This is a genomic window from Marinobacter sediminicola (genome assembly GCF_031157525.1).
GTDB classification, from domain to species: domain Bacteria; phylum Pseudomonadota; class Gammaproteobacteria; order Pseudomonadales; family Oleiphilaceae; genus Marinobacter; species Marinobacter sediminicola.
Map to the genome: position 1 here is coordinate 67584 of NZ_JAVIXR010000008.1, position 20809 is coordinate 88392.

General features: G+C 54.9%; 17 protein-coding genes. 9 read left to right on the top strand and 8 right to left on the bottom strand.

Features of this window, described 5'->3' with window-relative positions; all coding sequences use genetic code 11:
- Window positions 1-349: 349 nt before the first annotated feature.
- Window positions 350-1348 (bottom strand): GlxA family transcriptional regulator, encoded by a 999-nt coding sequence (locus RG807_RS12250; RefSeq protein ID WP_309045128.1) that lies wholly within the window; start codon window positions 1346-1348, stop codon window positions 350-352.
- A gap of 184 nt (window positions 1349-1532) precedes the next feature.
- Between RG807_RS12250 and RG807_RS12255 the strand changes: the two genes are divergently transcribed.
- Window positions 1533-3335: an acyl-CoA dehydrogenase gene (locus tag RG807_RS12255; RefSeq protein ID WP_309045129.1), complete on the top strand. Its 1803-nt coding sequence runs from the start codon at window positions 1533-1535 to the stop codon at window positions 3333-3335.
- A complete protein-coding gene (locus RG807_RS12260; RefSeq protein ID WP_309045130.1) occupies window positions 3335-4114 on the top strand; it encodes a crotonase/enoyl-CoA hydratase family protein in 780 nt (259 codons plus the stop codon). The genes RG807_RS12255 and RG807_RS12260 overlap by 1 nt, the downstream gene beginning before the upstream one ends.
- A gap of 148 nt (window positions 4115-4262) precedes the next feature.
- On the opposite strand, the gene RG807_RS12265 is transcribed toward RG807_RS12260, so the two are convergent.
- Entirely contained in the window at window positions 4263-5498 is a 1236-nt protein-coding gene (locus RG807_RS12265) for an alkane 1-monooxygenase (protein WP_309045131.1), read from the bottom strand.
- A gap of 259 nt (window positions 5499-5757) precedes the next feature.
- On the opposite strand from RG807_RS12265, the gene RG807_RS12270 reads away from it, so the two are divergent.
- From RG807_RS12270 to RG807_RS12285, 4 genes are all read left to right on the top strand, one after another.
- Complete coding sequence (locus RG807_RS12270; protein ID WP_298448542.1) at window positions 5758-6051, top strand: hypothetical protein; 294 nt, start codon at window positions 5758-5760, stop codon at window positions 6049-6051.
- A 195-nt stretch (window positions 6052-6246) separates the two neighbouring features.
- Window positions 6247-8277 (top strand): PhoX family protein, encoded by a 2031-nt coding sequence (locus RG807_RS12275; RefSeq protein WP_309045132.1) that lies wholly within the window; start codon window positions 6247-6249, stop codon window positions 8275-8277.
- Between the two features lie 216 nt (window positions 8278-8493).
- The gene (locus tag RG807_RS12280) at window positions 8494-10134 is read left to right on the top strand and encodes a methyl-accepting chemotaxis protein (protein ID WP_309045133.1); all 1641 of its coding nucleotides are present in this window, start codon (window positions 8494-8496) and stop codon (window positions 10132-10134) included.
- Between the two features lie 71 nt (window positions 10135-10205).
- Window positions 10206-10577 carry a DUF4870 family protein gene (locus RG807_RS12285; RefSeq protein WP_309045134.1) on the top strand — a complete coding sequence of 124 codons (372 nt, stop codon included), beginning with the start codon at window positions 10206-10208 and terminating at the stop codon, window positions 10575-10577.
- Between the two features lie 33 nt (window positions 10578-10610).
- Here the strand turns inward: RG807_RS12285 and RG807_RS12290 are convergent, their stop codons facing one another.
- The 5 genes from RG807_RS12290 to RG807_RS12310 all read right to left on the bottom strand — a co-directional run bounded on the left by RG807_RS12290 (window position 10611) and on the right by RG807_RS12310 (window position 17083).
- Window positions 10611-11882: an MFS transporter gene (locus tag RG807_RS12290; protein WP_309045221.1), complete on the bottom strand. Its 1272-nt coding sequence runs from the start codon at window positions 11880-11882 to the stop codon at window positions 10611-10613.
- Window positions 11883-12067: 185 nt separating this feature from the next.
- The gene (locus RG807_RS12295) at window positions 12068-13168 is read right to left on the bottom strand and encodes a DUF1513 domain-containing protein (protein ID WP_309045135.1); all 1101 of its coding nucleotides are present in this window, start codon (window positions 13166-13168) and stop codon (window positions 12068-12070) included.
- A gap of 10 nt (window positions 13169-13178) precedes the next feature.
- Entirely contained in the window at window positions 13179-14228 is a 1050-nt protein-coding gene (locus RG807_RS12300; protein WP_309045136.1) for an imelysin family protein, read from the bottom strand.
- 11 nt (window positions 14229-14239) lie between these two features.
- On the bottom strand, window positions 14240-15649 hold the full coding sequence (locus RG807_RS12305; protein ID WP_309045137.1) for a di-heme oxidoreductase family protein: 1410 nt from the start codon (window positions 15647-15649) through the stop codon (window positions 14240-14242).
- Between the two features lie 135 nt (window positions 15650-15784).
- Complete coding sequence (locus tag RG807_RS12310; RefSeq protein ID WP_309045138.1) at window positions 15785-17083, bottom strand: imelysin family protein; 1299 nt, start codon at window positions 17081-17083, stop codon at window positions 15785-15787.
- A gap of 184 nt (window positions 17084-17267) precedes the next feature.
- On the opposite strand from RG807_RS12310, the gene RG807_RS12315 reads away from it, so the two are divergent.
- Genes RG807_RS12315 through RG807_RS12325 form a run of 3 tightly spaced genes read left to right on the top strand, consistent with a single transcriptional unit; the run spans window position 17268 to window position 20245 of the window.
- Window positions 17268-18107 (top strand): 23S rRNA (adenine(2030)-N(6))-methyltransferase RlmJ, encoded by an 840-nt coding sequence (locus tag RG807_RS12315; RefSeq protein WP_309045139.1) that lies wholly within the window; start codon window positions 17268-17270, stop codon window positions 18105-18107.
- 33 nt (window positions 18108-18140) lie between these two features.
- A complete protein-coding gene (locus RG807_RS12320) occupies window positions 18141-19433 on the top strand; it encodes a hypothetical protein (RefSeq protein WP_309045140.1) in 1293 nt (430 codons plus the stop codon).
- An 8-nt stretch (window positions 19434-19441) separates the two neighbouring features.
- Window positions 19442-20245 carry a mechanosensitive ion channel family protein gene (locus tag RG807_RS12325; RefSeq protein WP_309045141.1) on the top strand — a complete coding sequence of 268 codons (804 nt, stop codon included), beginning with the start codon at window positions 19442-19444 and terminating at the stop codon, window positions 20243-20245.
- 94 nt (window positions 20246-20339) lie between these two features.
- On the opposite strand, the gene RG807_RS12330 is transcribed toward RG807_RS12325, so the two are convergent.
- A complete protein-coding gene (locus RG807_RS12330; RefSeq protein WP_298448529.1) occupies window positions 20340-20735 on the bottom strand; it encodes a DUF4168 domain-containing protein in 396 nt (131 codons plus the stop codon).
- Between the last annotated feature and the right edge of the window lie 74 nt (window positions 20736-20809).

The following is a 20809-nucleotide window of genomic DNA, read 5'->3' on the forward strand; positions in this document are numbered from 1 at the left end:
GTGCTTGAGTCTAGTTCCCCATTGGCCACCCTGCACAGGTCGCTAGAGGCGATGTGGTCGGGCGACGGGAGATGGATCAGCGAAAGGCTGGTGGATCAGGGAAGTAGGGTAAGCGCCCGCGATGCCGCGCGATGTCGGCGGTAAGAGGGGGGCGTTTGATCTGCTTGCAGCCGACGGACCTTGCGGTCATGGTTGCTCCGTTAGTAAAACCTGGCCAATGATAATACGTGCCCGGGCTCGCAGGTCAAGTCGGCTTGTGATCGATCAATTGTATTTTGGTACTTGGATGCAAAGCAGAGGGGGGCCGCCAGCGCCCTGTTTTGCAGTCTCTGCTTTGGATTCCAGCGCTTTATCTGCCAAATCGCGACCGGTAGGCACCCGGCGCCAACCCTGTTTGTTTTCGAAAAAGACGGCTGAAAGAGCTGACATCTTCGTATCCCACCAGCCGGGTAACGTCCTCCACGGGCAAACGTGAGTTTTCCAGATGGCTGCGGGCAGCCTCTATTCTTATGGATTGGAGATAGCTTTTGGGCGTTTCACCCGTGGCGGCTTTGAATCTTCGCATCAGCGAGCGCGTTGTCAGGCCACTGAAAGCGGCAAGAGACTGCAGGTTTATGGTTTCCCCGTAGTGCTCCTCCAGCCAGTTTTGCAGATCCAGAATGACTGGGTCTGAGTGGTAACGCCTGGTTTGAAGTGCGCTATAAGGTGCCTGGCTATTGCGCCCGGCATCAATCACAAAGGCCTTCGTCAGTTCCCGGGCAACCTGAGCGCCTGCTCGCCGCTCTATGAGATGCACACCCAAATCCCACCAAGCCATACCACCGCCTGCACAGGCAATGTGGCCATCTACTGTTACGAGCTTTTCGGCATTCAGCTTTACTTGCGGGTAGGTCTGACGAAATCGGTCGCTGAACCCCCAGTGCGTGGTTGCTTCTTTATTATTCAGCAGGCCAGCCTCAGCCAGTAGAAAAGCTCCAGTGCAGTTGCTGGCCAACTGAACTTGCCCGGTGATGCTTTTGTTCGGAGTGCTGAACTGGGTGAGCCAGGTAACCAGATCCGGATTTGCAGCCAGCACCTGATCAATTGGCGCTCCAATAGTTGGCACGATTACCAGATCAGCACTGTTTGCATCCAGATCCTCCCAGCTCCCGTCTGAAACCAGCGTTATGCCGTTAATGCATCTGCAGTGATCGCCGTTGCGCGTAAGCAACTGCGTAGTGAAGTGTCGCTCAGGCTGTTCGCCATGAATCCGCGCCCAGGTAACGCCGGCCAACCGAAATAAATCGATCACACCAGTGATGGCACTGGCTAAAGCGCCATCAAATCCAATAATTGAAACCTTTTGCACAAGTTCTCCAAGTCGAGCAACCCTGTTAGGGCGGTACCACCATCACCCGGGAGCCAACGCTCATAGGTGCTTTGGCAGAATTGGCCATGATTATGTCATAAATGCCGGTTCCCAGAAAAACCCGGTTGTGAGAGCCTGTACACAATAAAGAGATGCTCCAGCCAATCAACAGGAAGCTGCACAAATGACCGACACCCTGATAGAACGCCGTGATCTGGCGTTCCAGCTCTACGAAGTGCTTGATACCGAAAGCTTGCTCAGCCGCGACCGCTTTAACGAGCACAACCGCGACACCTTCGATGCCGTCATCGAAACCGCCGACAAAATGGCCAGAGAGAAGTTCGCCAACCACAACAGTGCGGCCGACAAAGACGAGCCAAAATTCGTCAACGGCCAGGTGGAAATGTTGCCTGAAGTGAAAGAGGCGTTTGATGCCTACGCTGAGTCCGGGTTTATTGCAGGGCGTTACGATTACGAGCTTGGCGGCATGCAACTCCCTGAAACCGTTATGGCCGCCTGTAACGGCTTCTTCACAGCCGCTAACCCGGGAACCGCAGGCTATCCATTCCTGACCACAGCCGCTGCAAACCTTATCCGTGTGTTCGGGAACGAATCCCAGAAAACCAGCTTCCTGCCCAATATGCTCAGCGGCCGCTATAGCGGAACCATGGCATTGACCGAGCCCCATGCCGGGTCGTCCCTGGCCGACATTCGCACTTCAGCCACGCCAACGGATGACGGCCACTACCTGATTAAAGGCGCAAAAATCTATATCTCCGGTGGCGAGCAAAGCATCACTGAGAACATCGTTCACATGGTGCTCGCTAAAATCAAAGGCGCGCCGGCGGGAGTAAAGGGCATTTCCCTGTTCATCGTTCCCAAGTTCCGGGTCGACAGTGAAGGTAACGCCACCGATCGCAACGGCGTGAGCCTTGCTGGCCTGATTCATAAGCTCGGATATCGTGGTACCACTTCCACAGCACTCAGCTTTGGCGATGATGCACCTTGCCATGGCTATCTGGTAGGCGAACCTCATCAGGGCCTGAAGTACATGTTCCAGATGATGAACGAAGCCAGGGTAGGCGTGGGCTTTGGCGCGGCGGTGATTGGCTATCGCGGCTACATGCACAGCCTGGAATACGCGAAAGACCGTCTGCAGGGCCGCAAGGCTTCTGAAAAGAACCCGGAAAGTCCCCAAGTGCCGATTATTGATCACGCGGATGTGCGCCGCATGCTGCTGGCTCAGAAAGCCTACAGCGAAGGTGGTCTGGCACTTTGCCTCTACGGTGCGCGCCTGATGGACGATCAGCACACCCATCCGGATGCACAGAAACGTACTGAAGCCGGCAAACTGCTCGACTTGCTCACGCCGGTCATCAAAACCTGGCCCTCTGAACATGGTCCGAAAGCTAACGATCTGGCCATTCAGGTATACGGCGGTGCCGGTTACACCCGCGAGTATCCAGTGGAGCAATGCTGGCGCGACAACCGCCTGAACCCGATCCATGAAGGCACCACCGGTATTCAGGGGCTGGACTTATTGGGCCGTAAGATCTGGCAAGATCAAAGCCATGGCTTGCAGCTGTTGATGCAGGAAATGCAGGTTGATCTGGAAGGCGCGACTACCGATCGCTGCCAACAATGGGCGCTGTCCTTGAGCGAGACATTGCAGCAGGCGGTCAAGGTTACTCAAAGCTTGGGTAAATCCCTGATGAGTGGCGAAGTGGACAAAACCCTCGCCAATGCCTCCTGTTACTTGCACCTGTTTGGTCACATCATCGTAGCCTGGATGTGGCTGCGCCAAGCTAACGCTGCGGCCAGTGCGCTGGCTTCTGCCAACACTGACGACGAGCGCAATTTCTATCAGGGCAAACTCCAGGCCGCCCAGTACTTTTTCCACTGGGAGCTCCCAACAGTGGCGCAGGATTTGGTGTTGTTGCGGAACATGGATGACACTTGTTTGAACATGAAATCGGAGTGGTTCTGATGGCTTTGGTTAATGTTGAAAAGAAAGGTCATATCCTGCTCATAGGGCTCAACCGCCCGGAAAAAATGAACGCCATGAACCGCGCCATGTACCACGAAATCGCCGCGGCTTATTACCAGTTGGAGCACGACGACGATTTGAGGGTGGGCCTGATGTATGCCGAAGGCGACCACTTCACCAGCGGCTTGCAGCTGGATGATTGGGCAGGCGTATTTTCAAATGGTGAGGGAATAGAACCGAGTGAAGGCGAGCTGGATCCGTTCCATATAACCGGCGACGGCCTCAGCAAACCGGTGGTGTTCGCAGCTCAGGGAATCTGCTTCACCTGCGGTGTCGAGATGATGCTGAACACAGACGTTCGCGTAGCAGCAAAAGGCACCCGCTTTGCCCAGTTGGAAGTCAAACGCGGCATCTTCGCCTGCGGTGGCGCCACCATCCGCCTGCAACGTGAAATCGGGTGGGGCAATGCTCAGCGTTACCTTCTGACCGGTGATGAATGGACAGCAGAGCAAGCCTACAAATGGGGACTGATACAGGAATTGGTTGAGCCCGGAGAACAGTTCAACGCTGCTCTGGCGATCGCCAAGAAGATTGCCAATGCCGCACCTTTGGGTGTGCGAGGCAGCCTGAAATCTTCCAAAATCGCAGTAAGCGAAGGCCAAGAAGCCGCAAAAAAACGCTTGTTCCCGGATCTGCAACCAGTCATGGCAAGCGAGGATGTAAAAGAAGGCATTCAGTCTTTCCTCGAACGGCGAGACGCAGTGTTCAAAGGAAAGTAAGCCAGGTAGCAGAGGCTTGAAGCTGCCGGTGGGCTCTGTCTCCCAAGACTGTCGGCAGCATGGATGCTGCCGTCAAGCGTACAGGGATGTATTCACAGCGTGTCTTGGGAGACAGAGCCCACCGGCGGCCCACTCCAGAGTCTGAAAACTAGGCAGCCTTCTCCGAAGCCGAACCAGCTTCTTCCTCCCGGCGAGCTGCCGCCTTGGCAGCCACCTCAGCCGCGTAATCCGCATACCTGGCCATCAACTCAGCCTTACGATCCGGATCCCAGTTGATCTTGCTCAGGTCGCCCTCGTAGTGATCAATCACCCGCTTATCCATGGTCTCGTACCACCACTGCGGTACATAAGCCGGCATCAGCATCGATGCATAGCCACCAGGTAACTGCGGAGCATTCTCGAAGTGACGCAAAGCCTGATAGCTGCGCTGTGGGTGAGCGTGGTGATCAGAGTGACGCTGCAACTGATACAAGAACAGGTTCGTCACAATGTGATTACTGTTCCAGCTGTGCTCCGGCTGAGTGCGAACATACTTCCCATTCTTGTCTTTCTGACGCAGCAACCCGTAGTGCTCAATGTAATTCACACTCTCCAACAAGCTCGCACCATAAACCGCCTGAGCCGCAAGGAACGGAACCGCCCGCGGGCCGCAAACCAGAGTTGTTGCTCCGAAGAAGCCTGCACTCATCGCCCAGCCTTGCAGTAACTCGTTGTCCAAGGTCCAGAAACTCTTGCCCTTGCGAGCCAACCGCTCCTTCTCGATCTTCAACGCAGACTTCATGCCGCCAAACACCGTGCGCGGCAAAAACTTCCAGAAACTCTCACCCATACGGCTACTTGCGGGATCTTCCGGCGTTGCGACGCGCTTGTGGTGACCAAAATTATGTTCAACAACAAAGTGGGTATAACCCGTAGGTGCCAGCGCCGCCATGGCCATCAGCTTGTTGAACTTATTAGATTTGTGACCCAGCTCGTGAGCGGTGTTAATGCCAACACCATTGATGGCGCCAACCGTCAGAGTAAGGCCGATCTTGTCTTCAATGGGCGTCTTCTTTCGGCTGGCAAGCCAGGCACCCATTACCGTCATTGCGTACTGGGTAGGAATAAACGCCTTAACAATGCGGTTGTAATACTTGTCTTGCTCCAGGGAGCTTACTGCCGATTCAGGCGGGTTGCTCTGGTCCTCACCTATGGCGCGATCCAGCGCCGGAATAACACCATGCACCAGCGCCGGTCCCGTCCATGCCAGAAACTTGAGCTTTTTAGGTGCTATCGCATAGCCGGTCAGTGCCGCCAGACCTATGCCCGGCAGAGCAGGGCCCAACAGCCAGAGGTAACGCTTGGGGTCCTTCCATTTTCCAGCATCAGGGGTTTTGGCATTCATGGTGTTTCTCCGTTGCGGTACACATACATCAAATTTATGTCGGACAATATTGCAATGCAACAAGATAGGTTGTTGGGCGAGAGGTTGGCCTTGAATGACAAGGGGCCCGAGCAGCAAGCCTGGCAAGCCCGCAACGAAGTGCCTATATGGCTTGAGAGTGGCTGGTTAAACAAAGGGTAATTCGCAGGTAATTGTGTGACGCCCGACATGTCCGTATTCTGTTTAGCGTTACAAATGTTTACCAACAGAGGGATATGTTATGAATAAATTGACTCTCAGCGCTCTACTCATGTTTTTGACTTTAGGTCTTGCTGCTTGCAGTTCCGATGACAACGAAGGAGCTGATTTTGAAAAGGCTGCAGACAACGCGGGAGAAATAGTGGACGACGCAGGTAATTCTGTCGAAGAGACCTATGAAGAAGCCACGGGTCAGGACGAAGGCGTTGTAGGCGAAATGAAAGAAGGCGTCGAAAATGCCGGTGAAAAAATGGGTGAAGCTGCTGAAGAAGCGGGTGATGCCATGGAAGAAGGTTATGACGACATGACCAAGTAATCATGTCTCAGCTCTGGCGCGTAGCATTTGCGCCGGAGTGTTCCGGTCAAAGTTCATCAAAACCGTTAGTCTTTGCCAGTAAAGATTAACGGTTTTGTCGTTTAACTGTCTCCGCATTGTCATGTCTCCAGCTGAAACTGTCCTCTCGTCAACACCCGTTTGTTGAATATCGAGAGAGACAAAGCGAGACAAAATATGGCCAAGCACGACCTTGATTCCAATTATCTGGACCCCAACTACGAGCCCGTTGTAAACCACTCTGGCAACAGCGCATTCCAGGAAGTGCTGGCTGCACGCATGCAGCGGCGCACATTGATGAAAGGCGGTGTTGGTGCTGCTCTGGCCAGCATCATGGGTTTTGGGATCGCAGGCTGTGGAAGTGACAGCGATAGTGAGATTGATGGCAGCAATGGAAATGGAGACTCGGGTCAGGGCCGTGCAACGGAACTTGGCTTTGCAGCAATAGCCGTTTCCACAGCAAACAAAGTGGTCGTGCCCGCTGGCTATTCCACCAAGGCATTTTTGCCTTGGGGAACGCCGATCACCGGCTCCTATCCCGCATTTCGGGCAGACGCGTCTAACTCCGGAGCGGATCAAGAGCAACAGGTAGGCATGCACCACGATGGCCTGCACTTTTTCCCGATTGATTTTAAGGCTGGCGGTAACTCTTCCGATGAAGGGCTGTTGGTGATGAACCATGAGTACATCAATCAGGCGGCTCTTCACCCCGATGGTCCCACTTACAACGCAAATGGAATGCGGCCTGCCGATGAGGTGCGCAAGGAAGTGGCAGCACATGGCGTATCCGTGGTCCATATCAAAAAAGACAGCGCAGGTGACTGGGATATAGTATTCGGAAGCCCTTTCAATCGCCGGGTGACGGGTAACACCGAGATGGATATTCGTGGCCCCCTGCGCGGTTACCAGAAGCTCTCGACCCGTTTCAGCAAGAACGGCACCCAAACGCGAGGCACACTGAACAACTGTTCTATGGGCCCGACACCTTGGGGAACCTACCTGGCAGCAGAGGAAAACTGGCACGGCTATTTTGCCAATAGCGCGCAAACCCAGCCTCGGGAACAGACCCGCCATGGCGTTGGTGGTGCCAGCCGTTACGATTGGGAGCTTGCTGAGGGCGGGGATGATCAGTTCGTGCGCTTCAATATTACCCCCACGGCACAAAGCGCTGAAGACGATTACCGTAACGAAGCCAACACCTACGGCTACATGGTAGAAATTGACCCTTTCACGCCGGAAAGCAAGCCTCAGAAGCGCACAGCGCTTGGCCGTTTCGGCCACGAGGGTGTGATCTTTGCGCCGGTAGAAGAAGGCAAGCCGGTTGTGTGTTATTCCGGTGACGATTCCCGCTTTGAGTACATCTATAAGTTTGTATCTTCGCGGCCTTACTATGCAGCAACCGCCAGTGGCTATTTGCTGGATGAGGGAACTCTGTACGTTGCGCGTTATAACGAAGACGGCTCTGGCAATTGGCTGCCTTTGTCCCTTGAAGATGCAGGCTTTGCGGCCAGTGTTGAGGCAGCGCAAGGCTCATTGGTTGGTAACGTGCAGTTTGACGGATTCGAGAATCAGGCAGATGTGCTCCTGAATACCCGGCTCGCAGCCGATATTGCCGGAGCAACGCCAATGGATCGCCCGGAATGGGGAGCGGTAGACCCTAATACAGGTGAGGTCTATTTCACCCTGACCAATAACTCCCGGCGCACTGAGGAGCAGGTAAACGCTGCGAACCCCAGGGCAGAAAACCGCACAGGTCATATCATTCGCTGGCGTGAAGGCGGTGATGACTTTGCGGCAACCGAATTCCAGTGGGATATTTTCGTGTTTGCCGGAGAGCAGGGTACAGAAACAGTTGTGGATGGGGAGGTGGCTGTGTCACTGACTGATGACAACATCTTCAACAGCCCGGATGGTTTGTGGTTTGACTACAATGGCCGCCTCTGGATTCAAACCGATGGTTCCGACGCCCCGCCGTATCAGAACAACATGATGCTCGCGGCCAATCCCGTAACCCGTGATATCCGGCGCTTCTTTGTGGGCCCACAGGGTTGCGAGGTAACCGGAGTTGTGACCACGCCGGATGTTAAAACCATGTTCGTGAACATTCAGCATCCAGCCAGGGACTGGCCCTTCGGTAACGAAGGCGATCACCCACGGGATGCGACCGTAATAGTGGTCCGTGATGATAAGGGCGTGATTGGCGCCTGAGCTACAAATTAGAGTTAGGTAAGACCGGAAACCTGATCGCCTGAGCAGAAAGGCGCATCGGGTTTTCGGATTTTTCGTTTAAGAAAAGCTCAATGTGGCCGATGCCTTAATCAACTAAACCAAACTATGAGTTATAAAACCGTTTCAATTCCTTAGTCTCTAAATTGGCCGGATAATTGTGTACCTATCAGAAATAATAACAACGAAGAGGTTTCTATGGGGTTGCTTCATCGTGCAGCGGTATTTTGGGCGATCGCAATCGCCATTGTTCTTGCGATTACCTGTGTTTTGGTGGCGCCCTTGTTAGGTCTGGATCCGGTATCTCTCTCTATCGGGCTCTTGATCGGCCTTGTCGCAGCAACCGCTTTTTTGATTGTGAAGGTTTTGGCGCCAGTGGATCACGGTTTGGATAGCCTGAACGATGGAACTCTGGAGGGCAATCACCCACTGAGAGCCCGGTGCGAGAAGCTGCTTGCGGATGCTCAAGCGGGTAAGGCGCTGGCTGGTGCGCTTTCTGGCAGTGCAGATAAAAGTGCCATTTCTGCAGCGCAGGTTTCTTATGCGGCCGATCAGCTCAAGTTGCGGCTGGATCTTCAGGTTCAAGAAACTGCACAGATGGCAGAGTATGCAGGCCAGATTACTGAAACGGTCAGGGAGTCTTCGCAGCAGGCTACAGAAGCGGCCACTATGGCGCTGCAAAATCGTGAAGCCAGCACCGAAGGGCGTCAAGCGCTCACCAGTGCTATCGATAGCATACGCCTGGTGCATCAGCAGTCCGGTGAAAACCTTCGCTTGATTCAGGAGCTGAACGACAAGTCCAACAAAATCCAGGGTGTAACCAGCACTATCCAGGGCATTGCGGAACAGACTAACTTGCTGGCACTCAACGCGGCCATTGAAGCGGCTCGTGCGGGCGATCAAGGACGTGGTTTTGCGGTAGTGGCGGATGAAGTTCGGCAGTTGGCGGGCCGCACTGCTCAGGCGACCGGTGAGGTGGCAGAAACCCTACAGGAGATCCGTTCTGATACGGCATTGATCGTCACCCGTATAGAGAATCTTGCCCGAAGCGTAGAAGAGGGATTGGTGTCTGTAGAAACCGTTGGTGAGCGGCTAGACCAGATACGCGATCAGTCCGATCGGGTTCAACAGCAGATTGCCCGTATTGCAGAGATAGATCAGAACAACGAGCTCAGCTTGGGCCATGTATTCACGGCCATTGAAACCGTTCGGGATCAGATCTCTGAAAGTGACTCCAGCGTTGCTTCGCTTGCCGAACAGGCTGCCACACTGATGGAGCTTGCGGAAGTGGCCAACGCTGCGTTTGCCATGAATAGCGGCTCCAGCTACCACAGGTTTTTCTACGATCAAGCTCTTACCGGTGCTGCGCAGATTAGCCAGATTTTCGAGCAGGCTGTGCGTGATGGAAAATTGCGAGAAGATGCTTTGTTCGATAAAACGAGAAGGGTGATCCCGGGCACTCAGCCTGCCAAGTACTCAAGCAGCTTCGATGCCTTCACCGATCAGTATTTGCCGGAGGTTCAGGAGAAGGTAAAAAGCTCTCATCCTGCATTGGTGTTTTCGATAGCTGCGGCCCCGGATGGCTATATTCCCACTCATAATCGGGAGTTTGCTCATGCGCCAACCGGGGACTCCGCCACGGATTTGATGCGCAGCCGAAGCAAGCGTCTGTTTAATGACCGAACGGGGATTCGTTGCGGCAGCCATACCGAAGACATGCTGCTGCAAACCTACCGGCGTGACACTGGCGAAATCATGCACGACCTTTCAGTGCCGGTATATGTAAATGGACGGCACTGGGGTGGTTTCCGGCTGGGGTATCGTCCGGATAATCACTGATCGAATGAGGGCCAAATCGCTTCCGGCGCCTGTGTTAAGCTCTCAGTTCATATTGAAAAAGGAGAAGTGCCTTGGCTGACCCGGAATACATACCCGCCGATACAGAAGCGAATGAAGTGTCGCGCCGATCTGATCCCGCACGCAACCTGGCGGTGGTTGTTTACATCCTCCAGGGGTTGTCGTTTTTTCTGGGGGGTATCACCGGTTTGGTGGGCGTCATTATTAATTACGTGAAGCTCGATGATGTTCGTAACACCTGGGTGGAACCTCATTTCCGCTGGCAGATCAGAACCTTTTGGCTGGGCTTGTTGTGGACGGTTATTGGCGTTGTCACCAGCTTTATTATTGTCGGGTGGTTCATTCTTATGGGCGCCGCCATTTGGGTCATCTACCGCATTGTGAAAGGTGCCTTGGCACTGAATGATGGCAAGGCACCTGTTTAACGCATCTTGAAGAATGGCTGGGCGGCTGGAGGATCAGTCGCCGGTTACCTCTTTCAGGCGAATGGCACTCAGTGTTCCCGCCAGCCCCATCAACCCAAGTACCACAATCACTGCCGCGTTGGATATCAGCGACAGCAATGCGGTTAATCCGCCGGTGGCAAGCAGCAAAAAGCCGATCACTGTATTGCTCACGGCCGTGTAATCTGTGCGTTTGTTGCCTCCCGCCATATCCACCAGATAGGTTTTGCGGCCCAGTCTTACGCCTGCGTGGGCAATGCTTAGAGCGAAGAACGCCACTGGGTAGAACCAGCCGTTGCCTACGCCTGTCCCCGCGAACATGGCGGTCAGTCCTACGGATAAGCACACAGCACTGGCGATAGCTGCACCACGAATCATTACCCGTCGGCTGGAAGTATCTGCCATCCAGCCCCAAAAGCTGGCGGATACGGAGCTGGCCAAACTACTTGCCAGAAGGAACACCCCAAGCATTAAGCCGGTATCAGATTCTTTCTGAGCCAGAACCACGAAATAGGGTGATGCCAGAGCCGAGCACAGCAAGAGGGCGCGGGTAATAACGAAGTTGCGAAATGGCGCGTCATCGCGCAGTAGTGACAGGCTTTTGAACGCTTCGGTGAGAGCGTTGCCGCCACCCCCGGTTTCACCTTTATGCTCTTCCACTCCGGCGAACAGGAGCCCTGCAATCACCCAGAGAGCGGCCGCAAGCAGGAGCAACAAGCTGTAAAATGCGAGTGTCGGGTCGCCCTGGTTCCTGAATAGAACAACGGTCAGTAAAACGGTTGCGGTGCCCCCGATGGTGGCGGCAAGACCGGAAAGTCTGCCCCTGCGGGTTTTCGGAATGCACTTTCCCTGAACATCTTTCATGGCCACGGAGCAGAAACCCCGTGACAGAGAGAATACAATCAGCGCAGCGACAATGCCGCCGCCGGCCGTATAGCCCTCAAGAAACCAGACGCAAGCAGCCATGGCAGTCACGCTGATGGCCTGTCCAAAACTGCCAAGCGTCCAGAACCACTTGCGCACCGGTTTGCGGCGAACCCAGGCTGCAATCATCATCTGGGGAACCATGGAGCCGGATTCCCGAATGGGAACAAGCCAGGCCACCAGAGCCGGCGCGCCAATGGCGCTCATGAGCCAGGCAAGCACGGTTTTCGGGCTGATTAACAAGTCACCCAGCTTGGTCAGTACGTTGGCTGCCAGAATCAGGAAGAAGTTGCGTGGCACCACATTGCAGGCTTCGGCTGGGATGTCTTTGCATACCCGGGCGTCTTCTTCGTTGGCGATCAGGCTGTATAGCCGGTCAACAGGTCGTTCGAATAGCCCGTTACCTGTCTGGTCGCTCGCGTTGGAAGAGGAGTTTTTCTGAATTGGTGTTTGTTGCTTGGACAAGCCGCTGCCCTCCGTAAAATGGATAGCCAAGGATACCAGCCGGGCCGGCACCCCAGTACCTCGGAATGCAGATTAGCGATGGTTCATACCAGATGATGATCCCACTGAACCGGCATGCCGGCAATTTCTTCCGCCGGTTTTCCCTTGCCCATGCGAACCAGCTTGCCGCGGCCTGAAGATACTAAAAAGTCTCCCCCAGCCAAAGCTTCAACACCGGCACAGTCCGGGATGGCAGCCTTTGCAACAATTTCACCAGAGTGGCCGTTGAAGAGCAAAGCTGTCCCACCTATCGGGGAGGCAATGGCAACCAGATCATTCTCCGGGTGAGCCACTATGCTGGCAATGTAATTGCCCAGCTCCCGGTGAACGGTCTCACCAAAGTCGATCTCTTCGTAGCGTCCGTTGCGGTAACGCGCGACCAGTGGTGGCAGCTCATGAGCTGGCCCTTGATATTGGTAGCCCGCATAAACAGTGCCCTCTGGTGCTACATCCACATGCCGGGTACTGAGTTGGTGGTGCGATGGCTGTAATCGGGCGAGGACTTCACCGGAGAGCCTGTCCATCATCACCAGTGCGGGTTTCATAGTGGGCAGGTTGAGCTTGATACGATCGTAATCCGGGTGGGTCCGAATGCCGCCCAACCCAACGATCAGTGTTTGGCCATCGGGGTGCATGGTGATCTGGTGCGGGCCTATGCCGTTCAGCTCAAAGGTGTTGGCTCGTTGATAGCCGCGCTGGCTATCGTACACCGCAATAATACCTTCCCCGGGTTCATAACGATTGGCTGGAGCGTACAGGAAACGGCCATCAGGTGAGAAGACACCATGGCCCACAAAGTGTTCGCCTTCAGCGGCTTCAATGCGGTGCAGCCGATCGCCTGATTCGCTATTGAAAACGTAGAAAGCCCAGCCTGGCCGGCGCTCAAAGAACACCACTTGTGCGGTATTCGGTCGGTTGCACCCACTGTGGCAGCGAGCGCCTACCGGGGATTGCCATAGCATCTTGCCATCCGGCGCTATGGCGCCTACAGCGAAGCGGTTGTCGGGCAAACCTATAGCGCCGGTGTATTGCTGAGGGCTCTGGCCACCCGCTTTGCGGGCCAGCAGGGTGCAGCCGGAAAGGGTGATGGCAGCACTGCCAGCGAGGACGGATTTAATGAGGCTTCGGCGAGTCAGCTCAGTCATTGGCCTCTCCTCAGTCTCCGTCGCTGGAATTAAAGCCACGTACCACACCAAGCTCAACGGCTGCCCGGTCATTCACCAGGGAGGTTAGCTGTGTGAGGTCGATATAAAGGCTTTGCAGTAATTTGTAGCCGTTATCGTCGGCAAGCAAGGGCGCCATCGGGCGATCGACTTCCGGAAAGTTAGCCAGCACTTCGTCAAACTGCTGTGCAATATGCTCAGCCAGATCGGACTGTTTGCGATCTGTGAGGAGTTTGGAGAATGCCGGCAGAAAACTCTGTTTGATTCCTTGAACACTGGCACCCATGGCAGCCAGGCTGGCTCCGCTTCGCCAGGCATCGGCGCTGTAAACTGAGCGCTTACCGTTACCGCGCAGCCCCATTGGCGTAGCCAGGCGCCGCTCCTCAAGAATCTCCAGCCCGGCCATGGCAGAGCGGATGGTTGTATCTGTGTACTGATCACTGCCAAGGTAGTTGCTCTGAAAGCCCTGCCAGTCATTTGCCAAGGATTGACCGTTGTCGGCGATATGTCGGGTTACGGCTACCAGTAGTTTACAGCTGCGCCCGGCTGGCAGCGCTTCTTCGCCGTTTGCGAAGGCCTGGTCGTACAGCAAATACTCCGCCATTGGGAAGCCCTGAACGGCGACGCCGGATTCACTGACTTTTTCAGGTGTGATCTGCGCTTCGTCTTTAAGCAGGTAGGAAGCCTTGCGGGCTACGAGGTTTTTCGGGTCCGGCCAGAACTGGAATTGCCAGGCCCGATTTCCTTGCTCTACCGGGCCAAAATCCACGAATCGAACCTCCTGCCAGGCTAAAAAAGCCTCCAACCAGGCCTGTTTTGTTTGCTCAAACCCTTCAGGCGAGGGGGCCTGACAATAGCCCGCTGCCTGGTTGGCCAGAGTTTGGCCTTGTGTCGCCAGGTTCTGATAACCGGTGAGAATGTCGCTGTGCCATTGCTTTCGGTATTCAGCGGTTTGCCTATCTACCGTATTGGCAGGTGCCGCCATCAGCGGAGAAGCGGCCACCGATGAGGCGAGTAAGAAGGTCAGTGTCAGTCGCGTCATGTCGGGCTCCATCAAAGGGAATTCAGAAAATCGATCAATGCCTGTCGGTGTTCAGCGCTGAACTCGCTGAAGCGCGCCACCGCCGGTGCGGCTTCTCCACCATGCCATAGGATGGCCTCTTCCAGAGTGCGCGCTCGCCCATCATGTAAAAAGCCGGCTTGCGGATTAACGGTTTGCGCCAGACCAATGCCCCACAGCGGTTGAGTGCGCCACTCGTTGCCATTGGCCAAAAACTCATCGCGACCATCGGCAAGGGCAGGGCCCATATCGTGTATCAGCATGTCGGTATAGGGCCAGATGGTCTGGTCGCTCAGGTCTGGGCGCTCGGGGTCTGTTCCTGTGATATGCCGAGGTGTGTGACACCCGGCGCATCCGGTTTCGTTAAATAGCTGGGCGCCCTGTTGCACTGATGGGCTTTCCATGTTGCGTCGTGCAGGCACAGCCAGACTTTTTGCATAGAAAGTAACAAAGTTAGCGATCTTGTCGCTGACTTCCGGCTGGCCTCCGTCGGAGAAGCGGTCACATTTCTGTTCAGGGGTGCAATCGGTGGTTGGTTTAAGGCTGGAGGTCAGCCCCATATCGCCGGCAAACGCGCCCATGCTTTGCTGGTGCACATTGGGTTCGGCGGCTTTCCAGCCAAAACGGCCGGGTACTGTCTGGTTGGTGGCAAGATCCCACACCTGATTCAGCTTGCCGGAAATGCCATCGCCGTCGTTATCTTCAGGGTCGGCCAGAGCCTCTATGTCAGCAATGGGAATGGCTTCAAGAAGTCCCATCCCTATCATGGGCGGGGCAACCCGGGGGGAGGTCAGAAGACCGTCGGGCAGAGGACCATAGTTGGGATTCTCTATTCGGTATACGGGCTCTCGCAGTTCCACTTTGGTGCCGTCGGCCAGGGTCTTGGTTACTTTATTCCACGTCAACACCATATCTGCTTCTGGCTTGGCTCCGGGCAGGGCGGCAGTTTGCAGTTGGCTGCCGTAAACCGGTGCTGGTTTAAAACCGTGGGTAAGTAAAATGTCTGCGTCTTTTTCCGGGTCGGCGGGAACCGCAAGGCGCAAGAATAGAGATACCGGTGGTTCATCAACTCCGGGCGGGTGGCCGCGGCCGTCTTTGATATGGCAGCCCTGACATGAGTTGGTGTTGAACAGAGGGCCTAAGCCGTCCCGCGCCGTGGTACTGGCCGGTGCTTCAACCCAGGGATTGCGGAAAAAACTGTTCCCAACGCTGAAATCCAGGCGTTTGGTCATGGAAAGATTGCCCTGGGGTAGGGAATAGGCGTTAGTGTCGAATTGCTCCACTGTGCCGTCACCGCCGGTGTTGGGGGTGTCCTGCAATGGAAAGTCTGCATGGGAGCCGGCATGAACGGGCAGGCTGATACCTAAAACCAGTAGCCCTGTTATAAGTCGTGTCCTGGACATTAATTTGTTCCACATAATTGAATAAGCCATGGAAAATCCGCTCTACTCAAAGCGGGCTTTCCATGGCTATATCTTGTTCCTTGTTGACCGGGGGCGGTGTTCGCCCCCGGGTATCGGTGTCTTTCTGGTTTACTGTCAGAAAGAGTGGCCCGCGTCGTCTGGCGAAAGGGCTTCTAGACCAAGTTGGCGAGCTGCTTGCTCAATGGAACCGGTTTGCTCTACCAGTGCCATAATCGCGCCGTTCACAATCTTTGCTCCTTTTGCATTGCCCGGTGCGATCATCATATCAAACGGCATGGGGTTCTGGCTTGATTCGGCCTTGGCCTTCATCATTCCCAATGCATTCATGGATGCCTCAAGCTGTGCATTCAGGCGGGCGTCCAGCTCGGGGTTGCTTTGTGCTACCAGGTCAGACAGGGACGGGCCGGATACCAGGCTGCCGTCTACACGGCGGTAGTTGCCGGTATAGACGTTCTGAATGCCCTGGCCATTGTAGTAGTGGGAATTGTGAGTGTTATCACTGAAACAGTCGTGCTCGTCTTCGTATGAATTGGCTTCAAGAGCTACCTTCATGCGCTCGCCCGCCAGTTCGCCAAGCGACAGAGAACCCATGCCGAACAGCATTTTCTGCACGCCTTCGTTGGCGTCGGCATTCATAAGTTGGCTGCGGTAATTCTCAGAGGCATTCGGAGCCCACTGGGCAGCCATCCACTCCAGATCAGACACCAGAAGGTCAGTTACCGCGTCGAGGAATTCACCCCGGCGCTCGCAGTTGCCGTTAGTGCAGTCGACGCCGGTAGCGTAATCAGTAACAGGCCGTTCGCCATTGCCTGGCTCAAAGCCTTGCAGGTCCTGCCCCCAGAGCAGAAATTCAATGGCGTGGTAGCCGGTAGCCACGTTTGCCTCTGAACCACCGATCTCATTCAGGTTGGCAAGCAACTCTGGCGTAAGGTTTGTCACATCGAGGGTCTCGCCCCCAACGTTGATGCTGTTGCTGCCAATGATATTGGCGGTTGCGCCTGCATTGCCCAGTTCATACTGGTAATCGTCGGCCTGCACGTAGTCGATCAGCCCTTCATCTAATGGCCAGGCGTTCAGCTGGCCTTCCCAGTCATCCACAATCGCGTTGCCGAAGCGGAAAACCTCTGTTTGCTGGTAGGGCACACGGGCTGCTAACCAGGCTTCCTTGGCGGCTTTCATGTTGGCTTCTGTAGGGTCAGAAATTAAACGGTCGGTAGCCTTGTTCAGCGCTTTGGCAGTAATCAATGCGTCTTCATATCCGGCGTGTGCTATGTCCGCGTAGTGCTCTACAACTGACGCTTTGGTGGCAGGTTGAGAGTCTGCTGCATCTGGAGAGGTGGTGTTGGCACAGCCAGCACTCATTAAGGCCGCAACAGTGAGCGCGAGAGGGGCCGGTCGGAAAAGTGTCTTCATTGAAAACTCCGGGATTGTGGAAATGAGTATGGTAATGGGAGGCATTATCGTTCGCAATTATGTTTTCTGAGTCGTCTCAGCGCAAGGGTTTTTTGTTTTGAGTCACGGTGTGATTTACAGAGGGCTTCTTGCGCTGAGCGTGTGTGCTCGGGCTTAATAGCTCCTGTTTATCGGGAGCTGATTTATGTTGAGTTATCTTCACGCCTTTCACGCCGGGAATTTTGCGGATGTCCAGAAGCATGCGGCGTTGACACTTGCTCTTACCATGATGCAAGCAAAGTCTTCGGCTATTGCTTGTTTTGATACCCACGCAGGCAGTGCCATTTACGACCTTGAGAGTGAGTGGGCACGAAAAACGGCAGAAGCCGATGCGGGCGTGCAAAAATTCTGGGCTAGCCGTAACGGTTTAGTTACCGAAGATTGGCAGCCGGTTATAAATGTCTTGTCGCGCTTGAACGCGGGTTCCGGCCGCTTGACGGTTTATCCTGGATCCCCCGCCTGGTTTCGCCAGTTCCTGCGCCCGGGTGATTCGCTGACAGCCTTCGAGCTGCATCCCGGCGAAAGCGGTCAGCTTGCCGGTTGGGCCGCAGAGCAGGGCGTGCGAGTTATGCACGAAGACGGTCTGAAAGGGCTGCTGAGGCGGCTGCCTCCGGCGCAGCCCAGACTGCTGGTGCTGATTGACCCCTCCTACGAGATCAAATCCGAGTACGCGGATGTTGCCGAGACCTTGCATAAAGCATGGCTGAAGTGCCGTCATGGTGTTTATCTTGTGTGGTATCCCGTGCTTACCAGCGGCTTACAGGCTACTTTGAAACAAGCGGTGAAGGATAACCCGCTGCGCAAAGTGTGGTGCAGTGAAGTTCACCTGAAAGCACCCCCGGAGCGAGGCATGACAGGTTCTGGCATGCTGGTTGTTAATCCGCCATGGGGGTTTGAAGACCGTTTTTCTGCCATGATTGACGATATTGCAGGCGAATCTGTGCTGGGCCTTTCCCACGAACACGGCTGGCTGGTGCCTGAGTAAACAAGTTAACCGTGGCCATGCAGGAGTTGTTTTTTGACGGACAAAGCCAACGACAATACAGCCGATTCATGCCTCCCCGGCGGGCTAATACCGGCTGAACAGTGGGCTCAGCCGCAAACCTCTGTGCAGCGCTCACTTAAAGATGCTGTCCGGCATGTTCTCACGCAACTACAGGCCGGGGTTTCTCAAGCTGAAGAACCGTTCGAAAGCATGGACGATTTACCAGAGCTGTCTGCCGCTCAGCAGAGCCGGCTCGCACCTGAGCCGGATTACTCGCGGCAGGTTGAAGCGATTGCCTGTAGCCTGAAACAGGCCCGCTCCGAGGGGGCGCTAAGCCGGGAGGTGGTTTGTCTGGTGGCGCCACCTTTTTCCGGGCTTCAGCAGGCGCTTGGCCGATTTCCAGAGATTGGAAAACCAGGGGTTGCTGACAGCGATGGTGAAGGGTGGAGCATTATTGAACCGCCGCATACGCTCTCATTTAGTGATCATGATGCCGGTGAATGGTGGGATGGTCGGGATTTGTCTCGCCCCTGGGTGATTCCGGAACTTGCCGATTTCTGGTTGCGAAGCCTGTCTGGCCTGGCGTTGGTTCGGGAGCTTTTTCGCAGGATCGCAAATGGTGATACAGGGCCAGGCATAGTGGGGTGCTCGAGTTGGTGCTGGCGATACTGGGGACACTATCTTGAGAACGCCCAGATGTCACCATGGACACCCGCAGCCATGGATGCTGAGCGTCTTGGTGTTTGGTTTTCGTATCTGGCATCGGGCAATGGGAAGTCACCAGTGGTTGCACGGATGACTGGTGATGGCCTGTATGTACTGCCCCCTGCTGAGGCGGCTGAAGTGGAAAAAACCAAAGGCAATAAAAAGCGCAAGTACAGCACGTTTTTGCGTGACTTGGCTGCCACCTCCCGCGGTAATCCCGGTGTGGCCCTCGCCATTTGGCAGAGATCTCTGCGTGCCCAGCCGGATGATGACACCAAGCTGGAGGAAGCCGACGATAAATCAAACACGCAGAACAAGGCAGCTGATTGCTGGATTGTGCCGCTGGGGCGCCTAAGCCTGCCGAGCATGCCCCAGAGTAAGGAAAGTGTCACCGGTTTTGTGCTGCATGGTTTGTTGTTGCACAACGGCCTTGATATGGACTCACTGGAAGCCGTTACGGGTGTCTCTGCCTATGAATTGAGCCTGGTGCTTTCACGGTTGAAGCGTGCTGAGTTGGTCACTTGCGATCAGCCCGAAGGGCGTTGGCAGGTAACACCTATCGGATACCCGACTGTCAGGCGCCACCTGCAGAGCTGGGGCTTTCCGCTTGATCAGTTCTAGGAGGTTTTATGATTGAAGACCTTGGCATCAAGGCTGCCTTTGCCTCGATAACCGGGCAGGCGCTGTTGAACGCGCTGCTGGTTATCGTCATCGCCTCCCTGATTACGGTGGCGGTTCAAAAAGTTCTTCCCCGGATTGCTGAAAAACTGGGCGGTAAGCCGCGGCTGTACTTGCTGGCTTCGGTGCCGTTGCTTCGGCTGTTAATTATTCTCGCCACGGTTGTGATTGTGGCTCCGATTTTGGTGGAGCCTTCATTTGAGAACATGGTGGCCATTTTCGGCGCTCTTGCTCTGGCGTTGGGCTTTGCGTTCAAGGATTACGCCAATAGCCTGATTGCCGGTATTGTTACACTGTATGAAATGCCTTACCGGCCTGGTGACTGGATTGAGGTTGATGGCCAATACGGCGTAGTGCGCGCCATCGGAACACGGGCTGCGGAAATTGTTACGCCGGATGATACGGTTGTCATCATTCCCCACAACAAACTGTGGAACTCTCTGATAGCCAACGGAAACGACGGCACGGATAACCTTATGTGCGTGGCTGATTTTCATCTGGAAGCCAATCACGATGTCAGCCGGGTGCGTGAATTGCTCCGAGACGTAGCCTTTACCAGCCCACGAACCAAAACCTGGCAGCCGGTGTTGGTGATAGTGTTCAACAAGCCCTGGGGCATGCACTATCGACTGAAGGCCTATCCATTTGATCCCAAAGAACAATTCCAGTTTATTTCTGAGCTTACGGCGCGGGGTTCGGCGGAACTGGCTCGCCAGGGAGTCAAGTTTGTTTCCGTTCCGGTTTCAGTGAGCTGAGCAGAAAGATAGCGGAACCGCCTGCGCCACAATGCAAAAAGCCCCGCTAGGCGGGGCTAAACTGACGAGCAGTTTGTCCGGAATCGACCGACGCTTACATTAGCGCGTCAACACGGTTGCGTACCTTTGGTTCGCTGCTGTAGGCGGTTGCGATAGCGTTATAGGTTGGGATGTCCATGCCTGCATCCTCGATAACCGATACCATTTCATCGTTGGCTTCAGTCTGCAGTTTCTGAGCTTCCTGCTGGGAATCTGCAGATTCAATTTTCTCGATATACTCTTCACGCACTTCCGAAATGCCTTCCTGCGCTTCAATGAAACTTTTCAGCTCGGCGTCGTTGTAATGGGTGTTCTGGGTACCCGCTGCGGCAGGGTTTGAATAGCCCTCAGAGTCTCCGGTGGCTACCGGGTTTTGCTCTGCCATGGCAGGCGCTGCCGCCAGTAAGGCGAGGGATGCGGTAATGGATACGAGTAGCTTGTTCATGTTCATAATCAACTTCTCCTGTCTGATTTGCGTTCACTAGAGACATAACAAGCGCCGTGCCAGCTTTCAGATTTATCTTT